The organism is Pseudoalteromonas maricaloris (genome assembly GCF_024746855.1).
Lineage (GTDB): Bacteria > Pseudomonadota > Gammaproteobacteria > Enterobacterales > Alteromonadaceae > Pseudoalteromonas > Pseudoalteromonas maricaloris.
The window spans coordinates 1,046,268-1,058,883 of record NZ_CP024625.1; the positions used below are offsets into that span (position 1 = coordinate 1,046,268).

The 12,616-nt window shown below is 42.0% G+C and carries 13 protein-coding genes; 10 read left to right on the top strand and 3 right to left on the bottom strand.

The genetic code is table 11. The features are described 5' to 3' along the window. Positions 1-59 precede the first annotated feature (59 nt). A complete protein-coding gene (locus CTT31_RS04420) occupies positions 60-1,070 on the top strand; it encodes a catalase family peroxidase (RefSeq protein WP_017217841.1) in 1,011 nt (336 codons plus the stop codon). Next, complete coding sequence (locus CTT31_RS04425) at positions 1,063-1,590, top strand: cytochrome b (RefSeq protein ID WP_017217840.1); 528 nt, start codon at positions 1,063-1,065, stop codon at positions 1,588-1,590. Before CTT31_RS04420 ends, CTT31_RS04425 begins: the two co-directional genes overlap by 8 nt. A 45-nt stretch (positions 1,591-1,635) precedes the next feature. Here the strand turns inward: CTT31_RS04425 and CTT31_RS04430 are convergent, their stop codons facing one another. Further along, positions 1,636-1,767: a hypothetical protein gene (locus CTT31_RS04430; protein ID WP_017217839.1), complete on the bottom strand. Its 132-nt coding sequence runs from the start codon at positions 1,765-1,767 to the stop codon at positions 1,636-1,638. A 324-nt stretch (positions 1,768-2,091) separates the two neighbouring features. On the opposite strand from CTT31_RS04430, the gene CTT31_RS04435 reads away from it, so the two are divergent. From CTT31_RS04435 to CTT31_RS04470, 8 genes are all read left to right on the top strand, one after another. Further along, positions 2,092-3,111: a PDDEXK family nuclease gene (locus CTT31_RS04435; RefSeq protein WP_017217838.1), complete on the top strand. Its 1,020-nt coding sequence runs from the start codon at positions 2,092-2,094 to the stop codon at positions 3,109-3,111. 67 nt (positions 3,112-3,178) lie between these two features. Beyond that, on the top strand, positions 3,179-3,643 hold the full coding sequence (locus CTT31_RS04440; protein WP_017217837.1) for a hypothetical protein: 465 nt from the start codon (positions 3,179-3,181) through the stop codon (positions 3,641-3,643). Between the two features lie 141 nt (positions 3,644-3,784). Continuing rightward, complete coding sequence (locus tag CTT31_RS04445; protein ID WP_017217836.1) at positions 3,785-3,970, top strand: hypothetical protein; 186 nt, start codon at positions 3,785-3,787, stop codon at positions 3,968-3,970. A gap of 309 nt (positions 3,971-4,279) precedes the next feature. Further along, positions 4,280-4,657, top strand: coding sequence for a MerC domain-containing protein (locus CTT31_RS04450; RefSeq protein ID WP_017217835.1), 378 nt, complete (start codon positions 4,280-4,282; stop codon positions 4,655-4,657). A gap of 23 nt (positions 4,658-4,680) precedes the next feature. Further along, a complete protein-coding gene (locus CTT31_RS04455) occupies positions 4,681-5,319 on the top strand; it encodes a DUF1826 domain-containing protein (protein WP_017217834.1) in 639 nt (212 codons plus the stop codon). Positions 5,320-5,331: 12 nt separating this feature from the next. Then, a complete protein-coding gene (locus CTT31_RS04460; RefSeq protein ID WP_260492055.1) occupies positions 5,332-6,267 on the top strand; it encodes an endonuclease/exonuclease/phosphatase family protein in 936 nt (311 codons plus the stop codon). A 204-nt stretch (positions 6,268-6,471) separates the two neighbouring features. Beyond that, positions 6,472-8,445, top strand: a complete 1,974-nt coding sequence (locus CTT31_RS04465; protein WP_260492056.1) for a DUF2207 domain-containing protein — start codon at positions 6,472-6,474, stop codon at positions 8,443-8,445. A 71-nt stretch (positions 8,446-8,516) separates the two neighbouring features. Further along, positions 8,517-9,419 carry a DUF808 domain-containing protein gene (locus CTT31_RS04470; protein WP_260492057.1) on the top strand — a complete coding sequence of 301 codons (903 nt, stop codon included), beginning with the start codon at positions 8,517-8,519 and terminating at the stop codon, positions 9,417-9,419. Positions 9,420-9,474: 55 nt separating this feature from the next. Here the strand turns inward: CTT31_RS04470 and CTT31_RS04475 are convergent, their stop codons facing one another. Continuing rightward, complete coding sequence (locus tag CTT31_RS04475) at positions 9,475-11,250, bottom strand: sulfatase-like hydrolase/transferase (RefSeq protein WP_260492058.1); 1,776 nt, start codon at positions 11,248-11,250, stop codon at positions 9,475-9,477. Positions 11,251-11,443: 193 nt separating this feature from the next. After that, a complete protein-coding gene (locus CTT31_RS04480; RefSeq protein WP_260492059.1) occupies positions 11,444-12,184 on the bottom strand; it encodes a VWA domain-containing protein in 741 nt (246 codons plus the stop codon). Positions 12,185-12,616: the final 432 nt, after the last annotated feature.

The following is a 12,616-nucleotide window of genomic DNA, read 5'->3' on the forward strand; positions in this document are numbered from 1 at the left end:
AGTTTGCGCTGTATATAAGTCACTAATTCGGCAAACTGGCTTAACTTAGGAGCTGTTTTGTGAAATACACATCTGTATCCTTGTTAGAAAAGGGGTTTTATTTTGCGAGTCTTGCTGTTGCGTTGTTACTTTCACCATTAACACAAGCGCAAACCGAGCAAATCACCGCCCAGCAATTTGTCGATTTGCAACAAGGGCAAAACCACTTCCCTGGGTTTCGTAGAGCACATGCAAAAGGGATTTGTGTGTCAGGAGAATTTAAATCGAATGGACGGCTATCTCAGTACTCAAACGCAACAGTTTTTAAAGCCGGTACGCATCCATTTATTGGCCGATTGTCCATTGCTGGAAATAATCCGCACGCTGCTGAGTTGACTGCACCGGTAAGGAGTTTCGCGCTGAGCTTCGTAACCGGTGCTGAGCGTTGGAATATTGCGATGAATACGCCTCCAGTGATGGCGGTAACAAATCCGCATGATTTTTATCAGCAAATTGTTGCTCTGAAGCAGGGCAAAGAGGCAGTAAAAGACTTTTTTGCTAAGCATCCAGAGAGTGCGGATTTTTTGGCATGGAAAGCGAGTTACACGCCAAGCCCGAGCTTTGCCCTTGAGACTTATCATAGTATTAATGCGTTTTATTTGGTTGATGAAAAAGCGCAGCGTCAGGCTATTCGCTGGAAAATGCTGCCATTAGATGAAGAAAGTAAAAATCCTTACACTGGCAAAGACGCGCTACAGCAAGAATTTGCAACTCGATTAGAGAAAGGAGCTGTACGCTTCAATTGGCAGTTTATATTTGCCAAGCAAGAAGATGATGAAAATAATCCAGCCAAACTTTGGCCCAGTAACCGCGCAAAGGTAGATGCTGGAGAGATCTTCATAACGCATTGGCAACCGCAACTATCGGGTAACTGCCATGCGCTCAATTTTGATCCCTTGATATTACCTAGCGGTGTTATTGCAACCGAAGATCCAATTCTAAGAGCGCGCTCTGCTGCCTATGCAGAGTCCTATCGCCGTAGGGCTAAGGAGCAATTGATGGGCGCACTTGAGGAGACAGTGAATGACTGATCAAACAACACGATTTAATCTTGCGATGAGAGTGCTTCACTGGTCTATGGCATTACTTATCTTTGCTATGATTTTTGCTGGCCTTACGATGGTACGTGCGCTTGAACCTTGGCAGCTTACTTTACTGGGGTTACATAAATCATTTGGTATACTGGCACTTTTGCTACTTTTATTGCGCTTTCTTATTAGAATAAAGTCACCTACACCCAGCTTGCCATCTAGGATGTCGAAAATACAGGTCAAACTGGCCAAATGCAGCCACTGGCTGCTTTACGTATTGATGTTAATCATACCGACTAGCGGCCTGTTGATGCAGTATTATGCTGCGCGACCAATTGTGGTGCTCGACTTATTCACCATTCCAGCCGCGATGGTGCCTCACATCGAGTACTTTGCCGTGTTTCGCGAAGGGCATGGTTTAGCGGTATTGCTACTGATTGCAGTACTTGCAGTTCATATCGGGGCGGCGCTTTACCATCACTTTATAAGAAAAGATGGCGTGCTAAAAAGCATGTGGTAATCGACAAAGAGTCATTGTAAGTAAAAACAGTTAGATAACCGCGCCCTAACACTCTGGTGTCATATAGGTGTCGAAATAGCCCATGCTGCACGCGACTTGTTTAATGGCGGTATAGCTTTGCTCCATCGCCGCTCTTAGTAAGTTTTTATAATCGCTTCCTTTGATACCACTAACCATACAGGTTGCGCCAAAGTCTAGAAGCGCAAAATAAATAACGAGATGTAAAAACTCTCGAATATCTCGTATGTGCCATTTAAAATTGAGCGCTTTTAATACGTTAGCTAGGTGCGATTTGTTCTTAGCGAGCCAATCAATGGCTTGGATAATTCACAGCTAGCCTGTTGCAGGCGATTTGCATGTTGAAATGACAATGTTTGACTGGTAGGTTACTAAAAATAATAAATAAAGTTAGCTTGAATGTTGTTGTTTTTTACTTGTTGATAAGTGAGATATTCAAAAATTCACGCTAATGAGCTATTAGGTACTCAAAGGAATGCAGAGATGCTCTACAAAATAGAAGAACAAGCCGAAGCTTTTGAAAAGTTAGAGCCTGTAGAGTTCAAAGACTTTTCTAGTTTTGGAAAACTTGAGAAAGATCTAGAAAACTTAATTGCAAATAGCATCTTAGATGTGTTGTTTGAAGATGCTAGATTGATGCCTGTGTTTCAGGAAAGACAATGGCAAGCGGAAGCTGATATATATGCACTTAATGAAAATGGTGAATTAGTTATATTTGAATTAAAGCGTGCATCAGTTGGGAAAGATGCCGTCCATCAAGCACTAAGATATGCGCAAGACGCTGGTCAATGGAGCTACCAAAAGTTAGAACAAAAGTTCAAAGAATATAGCAAAAACGAAATGTCGCTAGTTGAAGCTCACAGAGAGGCTTTTAGTCTTGAGCATGAATTAGATCCAAAAGAAATAAATAATAAACAACACCTATTAGTTATCGGTAGTGCAGCCGATGAATCATTAGTATCTTCCATCGATTACTGGAAGAAAAATGGTATATCTATTGATTTCCTACCATATCGAGTTTATGAACTTGCTGGAGAAAAGTACTTTGAATTCTTTGCGCTTCCATATGATAAGCACAAGAATCCAAGTGATGTAAAAGGTGTATTATTTGATACAAATCGTAGTTGGGATGAGAATTCCATTTGGTCGATGATGGATAATAGCCGTCTTGAGGCATATGGTGATGCGAAGAGGTTTGTTCACCATGTTCATGTAGGAGATATTGTTTTCTTCTCGCACAAATGGTGTGGCTTAATAGCTGCAGCAAAAGTAAAAGGAGAGGTTAAAGCTCCAGACAGTGAAACTTTGTATCGAGATGTAGAGTTTTTGACTCCTATTCCGAACCGGAAAGATAACAAACTGTTGGCTATGCCTTTTTCAGAAGTTAGCTCAAAAACAGGTAAAAGTTTCTTTTGGGCTAGAACTATAAAGGTCCCTTATCTAACAAAAAATGAAGCACTTGAGTTAGTCGAGGAGCTTAACAATTACTTACATCGCACATAATAAGTCAAGGCTGCCGGACTGCTTCGCTGCCGCAGCTTAACGTGTTAGGCATACAAAAGAGAGTGATATGCAAAAACTAAGCTTTGCATTAATGTTGATTGCTGTATCGTTTTCAAGTGTAGCTGGGAACGAATTTACACCTGAACAATTAATTGAAAAGGGTAAGGCGTTTGTCCAAGCTAAAAATGCGCGCCAGCAACCGAGTAGTAAGATTGAGGATATTGAAAATTATTTATCTTTGTTGTCAGACAGCTTTATTGACGAACACGTTAAATACAATTTCACTTATACCGATAAATCAAAACTCCGGCAAGATATGATCGGAAAGCTTAAAGATGAAGTCATTAACAGTAGTATTACTATCAAAGAGGTTATGACTGGCTCAAATGTCATTTTTATCAAAATGACGGAGTCTGGTAAGGTAAAGCCAGCGCATCTAGACAAAATCATTGAATACAATAAAACCAACATTGTCTCATTGGAATTCGATAAATCCGGTTTAATTAAGCGTATACGAAGGCATCATGGTTAAAAGAGTGCCTTTGAGCAAGGCATTGGTTAGGAAGTTATGCGTAAGCTTCTATATGTTGATTTTTTGTTTCTCTGCTGCCAGTATAGTCATTAGCTAGTTTCCATTTTGGAAACTTTAAACAATGATTATCAAGGAAATAAAATGAAACTGAGCCTTAAGAAAAGGAACATGAAAGTACTCAATAAAGATAATAGCCAAATAGCTAAAAATGTTACTTTGCAAATTGCTGGTGGTTATAATCGAGGTTATACAGACTTTTATTTTTGTGGGACAACGCATTGTCCGTCTGCATATCCAGAGTGTGAAACGATGGGGTGTAACGCATAACCTTTCCCCATAGTCAGCGATTGCTCATCAATTCATAGGTTTGTTCGGAATCTCAAACCTGTGAATTGTAATTCAGTGCATTCTTTTTTATAAATACCTTCCAAAGTGCTTTTGCGTTTATTTGCTACAACACCGTAAAAATCACAACAAGCAGAGATTGACTCTCTAGATGCTTTAAATACACGCTACTTTTGTATTCATGGCTTTGTATCGAACACTCTTGTTGTTGTACGACTTTAACGTTTTACTCTTTTTTGATTGGTATGTTATATTGTATCAACTTGGTGCATCCATGGCGAAGGAGAAAGCGTGAACGCAAAAGTACAGTCGTTTGGAGACAAGGCAGCAATTGGGTTATCTATGCTGTGCTTAGTCCATTGTTTAATATTACCTTTTTTATTATTTGTACTTCCTCCCTTTGCGGGTTTACTAGCGCTCTCTGATGAAGCTTTTCACGAATGGTTACTCATAGCCGTGCTACCCATTAGCGTATTGGCCCTTGGATTTGGCTATTTGCGGCATAAGTCAGGTCTTGTCGTGGGCTTGGGGTTAGTGGGCTGCACATTCTTGGTGCTAGCAACTATTTTAGGTGAACAACGCGGAGAAACCTTGTTCACAGTGCTTGGCTCTATGCTCATCTCCTGCGCTCATCTTCGAAACTATGCGCTGCGTCGCAATTTTCACTAAATAAAACCTTATTTGGAGTTACTATGAATAGCCTTATGGCCATAGAGCCGTTGCTTGAGGTGGACTCAGTGCATCATCAGCAGTCAGAACACGCTACCGTGTTAACCAAGATTTATGAGCCCGACACCAATATTGTGATTTGGCAACATGCATTATCACCTGCTTTGAAAGCAGAGTTTGGTCGCTACTTAGAAACAGCAAAAGAGCTAGAATTAGCGCTACAAATTGCGACTAGCAATATCACTTGCGAAGTTAGTGAGCCGTTAAAGCGGCTGAATTTTAGCGATGCGATGGTGGCGCATATTATTGAAATAGTAGATATGTTTAGCTGCTTATTTGAACTTCGCGTCGTTGGTTTTCGGTTAAAAATGCTCAAGACTGCAATGTGCCCGAAATTTCATGTTGATAAAGTACCTGTACGACTGGTGACAACACTAGTAGGCGCGGGCAGTGAGTGGCTTAGAAACCAGCATGTATCAAGGGATGACAACAAACTGACTGTGGCCTCGGAAGCAGACGCAATACAGCTTGCCTGTGGGGATGTGGCATTATTAAAAGGTGAGCGTTGGGACGGTAATGAAGGCCGTGGCTTAGTGCATCGCTCACCTGCGGTAGTAATAGGGGAAAAACGATTGCTACTGACGTTAGATTTTATCGCCTAGATTGGATTCATTATGACAACAAAATTAACTGCATTTGCATTTAGCGCTATTTTTAGTCTCTCGCTTTTGGGGTGCCAATCGGAGCCTTCAAATATCGGTAACTCCGTGGTAAGCGGCCAAGCAACGGCCGCATCGCTTAAAATCGCGACTTGGAACATGGAGCATTTAGCATATCCATCGAGCGCAGGATGTAGACCTCGTGACGAGCAGGAGATAAGCGCACTGCGTGATTATGCAAAAGGGCTTAATGCAGACGTTATTGCGCTGCAGGAAGTTGCATCGGTTAAGGCATTAGAGCAGGTCTTTCCAAGTAGTGAATGGCAATTACTGATTTCAAGTCGAGCTAATAGCACGACGTACGACTGTAGAGGAAGTGGCAATCTGTCTACACAGCAGAAAACCGCGTTTGCGATTAGAAATAACCTAGTCCCAAGCAAAGTGGATAACGTGAGCGAACTTAGCGTGGATGTTGAAGGATTAAGACATGGTCTAGTTGTGACCTTAGATACTCAGTTTGGTGAGCTTTCAGTGCTTAATGTTCACCTTAAAAGTGGCTGTTTTGTTGATAACTACTCGACTTCGGATAAAAAGGCCTGTCGATTGCTGGCAGATCAGTTACCAGTACTTAAATCTTGGTTGGAGAAACACGCAAATAGCAACACCATTGTGTTGGGCGACTTTAATCATCGTTTAAGCCATGGCGACAATCAATTTTGGCAGCAATTAACCAAGCATCAAAATAGCGCCTCTGCACCTTTGGTAAACGCAACTAAAACACTGACAGGTTGTCACCCACGTTACCCTGTGCCGATTGACCATATATTGCTGAGCAACAAACTTGCAAACACGGTGAAATTCGACCCCAGCGTACACTTTTTTGCGGATATGTCTGAAGAGAAAATGCTCAGCGATCATTGCGCTATTTCGGTGTCAATTAGCATGCGTTAAGACGGTTGTTCGTTACAGCAAAGGGAGCGTATATAACCAAAAATTCAACCGGTGATGTGCAAATATTATCAAGGTCTAATCGGCAAAGGCGGCGTCTTCAACGGTAACTTTAGTGTTGAAATTAGACCTTGTTTGCTTTAGTCTGCTGCGCAAATTGAGCTGAGTTACATAGACTTAGCGCTTTGCATTCAAAGGATTTGAACGATGACTAAACGCTGTTGGTTTACCATGCTTTATGGTGTATTGCTGGCAATCATTTTATTGGTTGTGAGCGTTCCTTCTCAGGCTTATTTGAGATTTAAAGATGCGTCGGTAGCAGATCCTCACTTCTCTCAGCTACAAGTTAAGCTCGATATTAATAAAACTGGTGCACTTCAAGTTACTCAGCAAGGCATATTGCAAGGGGGAAACTTCGATTGGCAGGGGCTCGCGCAAACAATTGAGCTGGATGTGAGGTATCCAGATGGTACACACTATCTGAGCGATATCAGCATTGACTCAGTAAAAATCGACGAGCAAGAAGTGCGTTATGCACTGAAGTATAACTACGATAGAAGTGCAGTCACGCTTGTCATAAGCAAAGAGCAGCTTCCAAAGCAAGGACAAGCTCAGCAATTTGAAGTGCGATATCAATCAAAAAACCGTATGCGATTTTATCCGGCATTGGATGAATTGACTTATGCACTCTTTCCGAATGTTAATCTTAAAATAAAAAAGCTTACCGTCTCCATTCTCTATCCTCAAACTGCGACGCTGAAGGAGCACCAATTGTTTGTCGATCACCTAAAAAATGATGCGTTTTTGATACGCGATGGGGTGGTTGATGGACGCAATCAGCTCCTATTCGAGAGCCAATCTGAGATAGTAGATAAAGCGCAGGGAGAAATCGCCCTCGCGTTTGAAAAAGGTGTGTTTAAGGATAATTTTCTTTACCGCAAAATTTGGTATCCGTTTAGAGTGTTATTTATTGCTTTGCCGTTTTTAATGTTATTTGCATTGGCTGTGTGGCAAACGCGTAAGCGCCTCCACGCATTGCCAAAACTTGCCGATGCGCATCCTTGTTCAACTCAACCACCAGACTTACCGATTTGCTTGGTGAGAGAGTTGGTTGCTGCAAATATCGAACGCATGCTAACAGCAAAAGACGCATTAGCTGAGGTGCTAAAGCTTGCAGTGGCGAAACAGTTAACGATTAGCGAACGGGGTAAAAACAATGATGAATTTAGTAATGTTGAGCCAAAAAAGCTGGATCAAATTCAGATAAATCCTGAAGCGCCGAGCCAGCCAGAGGCGGTTGGGTTAAGCGGTAAACTGCAACGTTACTTTTATCAACAGCAAGACGTTCAAAGCTCGAGTGGAAAACGCAAGCGAAAACGAGTAATAAAAAACCGCTTTGTTATTAACAAAGGAAACGAGGGGAGAACGTCTTTCACAGAAATAATATGTCATTATGTGAATAATGCCGAAGTGGGGAAAGCTCAGCATAATGTAAACTTTCTTGCTTTTATTGTGCCTATTTTACTTTGGTTAAGTGCTTCTTTTGTTGTGATTGGAGTTGGTGCTGGCAATGGGTGGCAAGTGTTTGCGGGTAGTTTAATTGTAGTTTTATTGTGCACTTCAATATTATTAATTGCGGTGCTTATTGTAGAGATGTTTATAGAACATCGCAGCGAAGATAAAAAGAGCCGAGAAATGTGGCTTGTACGCGCGTTAATTTATATTCCTACCTATTTATTCATATTATGGATGTGTGTTGATGGTGATGATGAGCTGGTGAATGGTACCAGTGTGGTTTTTCACTTCTTTTATCTGGGTTTTATTGCGGCTTTCTTTTCATTTATCGGGCCCTCCAAGCAATTTAAAGCTTGGGTATTGCAGTCTCAGCAATTTTATCAATACATTAAACTTAAGAGTCAGCACTGCTTCGCTGAAGGGGTCGAAAAAGCAGAGTACGAAGCATTGTTACCTTATGCGTATGCATTTGGTTTGTTGAATGAGTGGATTAAAGGGTATGAGGCCTACCTAACAGCTGAGCTGGACGACACTATGCCTTTGATCCCTTGGATCCGGTATAAAAAAATTACCGAGCCGAGAGAATTAAAGCAACATTTAAGTTGTCTTGAAGCGGTCATGCCTGCAATATCATGTTTGGCCTATGATAAAAATATTGTGTATTAGGGTCTGTTGCTAACGTAAGCAGTAATTTGACAACCGCACCTGATGAATAACTTAAACGAAAGGAGTGTGCTATGCCATCCGCAAACTTACTTGCCTTGCTCGATGATGTCGCTGCGCTAACAAAATTAGCCGCAACGAAAACCGCTCCGGTGTTAGGAGACGATCTTGCCGTCAACGCAGAGCAACTATCGGGCGGGATCAAACCAGATCGGGAGCTTGCAGTGGTATGGAAGGTGTTTAAAGGCTCCTTGCTGAACAAGTTTATTTTGGTGCCCGTTGCTTTGGCTTGCAGTTACTTTGCGCCGTTTATGATCCCCATTATGCTAATTTTAGGGGCGCTGTATTTGCTGTTCGAGGGCGGCGAAAAAATTCTCCACGCTATTTTTCACCGTCAGGAGCAACAGCAAGAAACCGATGAGTTTGTCAAAGCGCTTGAGGATGAGCGTGTTGACTTGGTCGAGTTTGAAAAAGACAAAATCAAGGGCGCTATTGTTACCGACTTTGTTCTGTCGGCGGAAATTATCATTATTGCGCTGGGTGCGATTGCTGATCAGCCTTTTGAAAAGCAAGCAATAGTCCTTTCGTTAATTGGGCTTGCACTGACAGTCGGGGTCTACGGGATTGTGGCCTTGATTGTTAAGCTTGATGATATTGGTTTAGCCATGATTAAGGACGCAAGTAAGACTACACTTGCGGCGATAAAACGTGGGGTGGGTAAGGGGCTGCTTTATTTTGCCAACGGTCTGATGAAGTTTTTGTCGGTCGCCGGTGTGCTGGCAATGCTTTTAGTTGGCGTTGATATTTTAGCTCACCAGTTCCACTTACTCGAAGAAATTGTTCACGCTATTGAAAAGCTGATCCCTGCAATAAGCTGGCTTTTGAATATTATCGCCAAGCTTGGCTTGGGGGCGGTGATTGGTGTCATTATTGCGGCGGTGCTAAGTCAGTTGCTGGCAGTGTTTAAAAAAGTATAAATATCTATATCGCAAGTAGCCCGCATATTTCAGGGCTACTTGCAGAGCTTTTCGATTACCTTCTAATCGGCACTTGCTGGTTGACTTGCTTTTGCGGTGCTTCATTGAGGTTTTGTGGTAATAAACGTTTGGCTTTACGCTGCTCTCGTAGCGTAAATTGTAGCGCTTTTAAAATCCGCGCATCCAATGGCGTTTCGCAAAACGGGCTTAACAGGTTGTTCTCTTCCGTCGGATCTTCACTCAAGTTATAACACTCGTATTCACTGGGAATGAACTGAGTGGTTGTTATTCCGTCTGGGTTGCCGACGCCAACGACATTACTCACAGACGCTTGCGTGGTAGGCTCATCGTTACCACCAAGATCAACTTGGTTCGGGTCTTGCTCATAGAATCTAGCGTTATCAAAATAACGCACAAACTTCCATTTCGTGTCACCGCTGATATCCGGTAGTTGCGTTATTACGGCTTCAATATGGTTCGGTTGGATAATACTATTGTAAGCTTTACCGGTAAGCATATTCGTCATATCACTGCCAACTTCGATGTTGTCATCGGTCATAAAGTAAATGGCTTCTTCTTTGGGCGACGCTTCACCTAAAATGACGTTGGCTAGGTTTCTGCCAACGAGTGGCTGTGCCTCACTGTGATCTTTAGCAAGCTGAGTACGAGTTTGCTCAATATCTATATCTGCTAGACCAAGCAGGGTAGGCAGTAAGTCGATGTGCGATGTGGTGATATCAAGCTGCTTAGGTTGATTGAAAAGCACAGGATTAGAAATAATAAACGGCACGTTTAATACTTCTTGATACGCGGTGTACCATTTTTGATGTAGACCGCCGTGAGCACCCAGTAGCTCACCATGATCTGAGGTAAAAACGACAATAGTATTTTCATAAAAAGATGATTGCTTTAATGCGTTAACTACCTGTTCTATATGCTTATTCACTTCTGCGATTAGGTAGTAATAAAACTGTCGATAGGTTTCATCTGGTGGTTGTGGTAGATACATATGCGGGTACATAAGCTGATAGTCTTTTTGGCATCTAGGCTTGTCCATTAAGCTTTCAGTTTGACTTGGGGCTGGCGCAACACTTGGAAGGTTACCGGCTTCTTTTTCAGCATAAAAGTTGGAAAACCAATCTTTTTGTCCCATTAATACAATGTCATGAGGGTTTACGAATGAAGAAACCAGTAAAAATGGTGTTTGGTCGCCGTTTTGTGCCTTTTCTTCAAGTTGTTTAAGGGTTTCACAAACTTGATTGGCAAATCCCGGATCTCGAGATGTGCCTGAATTGTTCTCTGCTGCGCCATGAGGTTCAGGACCTATCCATTGACTAAAACCAAACTTATCTAGACGCTCTGCGCGCTCATAGAGAGCTTGTTTTGCTGGGTAAGGCTCTCCGGTTGCAGAGTTACTATACAGCGCTTGCTGACTCCCCGGCACGATAATATCCTCATCGGAGAGGTGCCACTTACCACGATAATAGGTTTGATAACCTGCTTCGCGAAACCAAGAGCCCATGGTTGGCACGGTATTGGGAGCCAGCCAGAACATGTTTTGATCAAATGACGACTTGCCAATTCCAGGTGTTTGGCTCACACCGTGTAGTGATGGATATTGTCCCGTGTAAATGGATGTTCTACTTGGTGCGCATGCCGTCGCTGCTGCATTATGATTCATAAATTCCATGCCACAGCGGCGCATTTCTGCCATGCACGCACTGTGCTTGAGTCGATACTCTTTTGCTTGTGAATTTTCGTAAGGCGGAGGGAAACGCTCTTCATCGGTGGTAATGATTAGAAAGTTCGGTTGTTTGCCATTAATCTTCATTACAATCTCCTTTTAACTTGCACAGGGCAAATGCCCACGAAGAGTGTAGTTGAAGATCCTTAGGTATTTGCGCTTTGTGTAATTTAATTGTTTTTTTATTTTAAATAATGTGTAAAAACAACATTCTGTATTTTCTCAACGACGAATAGAAAAAAGGCCTTATCGACCTTTATATAGTTTTGTATTTGGTGAATTACCAGTCGCCTGGGTCGCCGCCATCTGAGTCGCTGATCTCCTCGTAAGTACCGCCAGTGTCAATACTCAGCTGTTTAAGAAACTGAAATGTAGGGGTACTAGATACCGACTGAGATGCAGATGAAACATCTAATACATACATCTTATCTTTATTAGCCAGAATATTTTGCACTGTGCCTGTATAGATTGTGGCATTGAATTGCACTGGTGGTAGCTCAAACAGGTATTTAGAGGTTACGCTCGTTTGCCAATTTGAGCCGCCACAGCTAGAGACTGGGCTGTCATTTTCGCCGCCATCAGTAGATCCATACACTCTTAACAGTGCGCCATTAGCGGCTTCCGTTGAGTAGTTTACTCTCAACTCATCAGCGCCATCACACATAGCTTGTGCAAGAGCCGTTAGCCCTGAGCACCCTTCTGGATCTAGTTGATAGAGTGCCATCATTGCCGCATTGAAACCGACAAACCCGTTAGTTAGGGATTGAATTTGACCGCCACTAGCAAAGGTTTTCACATTTAGCAGTTGGCCATTAATTGTGGCATCTAAAAAGAATTTTGATACTTTTTGCACTGCTTGTTGTTTTGAGAATGAACATCGGCTTTGTCCATCTGGGCGCAACGTGTTCATTGAACTACTGCGATCTAAAAAAAGCACGCCATAAGATTCAGGCGCAGCGAGCGAATTGAAACTCGACATTGTGGTTGCCAATACAATGGCAGATACTAAGATTTTCATCATCGTGAACTCCATGTCAAAAGATACCATTTGCATTATCTAATCGGGAAACCTTACGGCTGCGACAAGATATTGTTCAAATGGTGTAAGAAGTATCTGGCTGTACTGCTGATGCAGATACATGATTTGCGCAAGTAAAAAAAATGAACTTGATTGGTTGCAAATTTGTTGCGCAGCGTAAGGGTAGGGTAGATTCTAATTTTATCCATTACACCACATTACAGTGATAATTTATTTTTTAAAACATAATCTTGCATTTAGGTTTGACGTAAATTTTAGTATTTTCATGATGTTATGTTTAGCTGCCTGATATAATAGCGATTGCGATTTAGTTTCTAAAAAATATACAGTAGGATGAAGTAAACAGTATTCAAAAGTATGAAATAATAAAAACAATGACAGGAAGTTTATGAAGCGATATCTACTCTCTCTCTT

What these genes read in the sequence shown, in the direction of transcription:
- CTT31_RS04425 (WP_017217840.1), top strand. Translation starts at nt 1,063, where the DNA reads ATGACTGATCAAACAACACGATTTAATCTTGCGATGAGAGTGCTTCAC.
- CTT31_RS04430 (WP_017217839.1), bottom strand. Translation starts at nt 1,767, where the DNA reads ATGGTTAGTGGTATCAAAGGAAGCGATTATAAAAACTTACTAAGAGCG.
- CTT31_RS04435 (WP_017217838.1), top strand. Translation starts at nt 2,092, where the DNA reads ATGCTCTACAAAATAGAAGAACAAGCCGAAGCTTTTGAAAAGTTAGAG.
- CTT31_RS04440 (WP_017217837.1), top strand. Translation starts at nt 3,179, where the DNA reads ATGCAAAAACTAAGCTTTGCATTAATGTTGATTGCTGTATCGTTTTCA.
- CTT31_RS04445 (WP_017217836.1), top strand. Translation starts at nt 3,785, where the DNA reads ATGAAACTGAGCCTTAAGAAAAGGAACATGAAAGTACTCAATAAAGAT.
- CTT31_RS04455 (WP_017217834.1), top strand. Translation starts at nt 4,681, where the DNA reads ATGAATAGCCTTATGGCCATAGAGCCGTTGCTTGAGGTGGACTCAGTG.
- CTT31_RS04460 (WP_260492055.1), top strand. Translation starts at nt 5,332, where the DNA reads ATGACAACAAAATTAACTGCATTTGCATTTAGCGCTATTTTTAGTCTC.
- CTT31_RS04465 (WP_260492056.1), top strand. Translation starts at nt 6,472, where the DNA reads ATGACTAAACGCTGTTGGTTTACCATGCTTTATGGTGTATTGCTGGCA.
- CTT31_RS04470 (WP_260492057.1), top strand. Translation starts at nt 8,517, where the DNA reads ATGCCATCCGCAAACTTACTTGCCTTGCTCGATGATGTCGCTGCGCTA.
- CTT31_RS04475 (WP_260492058.1), bottom strand. Translation starts at nt 11,250, where the DNA reads ATGAAGATTAATGGCAAACAACCGAACTTTCTAATCATTACCACCGAT.
- CTT31_RS04480 (WP_260492059.1), bottom strand. Translation starts at nt 12,184, where the DNA reads ATGATGAAAATCTTAGTATCTGCCATTGTATTGGCAACCACAATGTCG.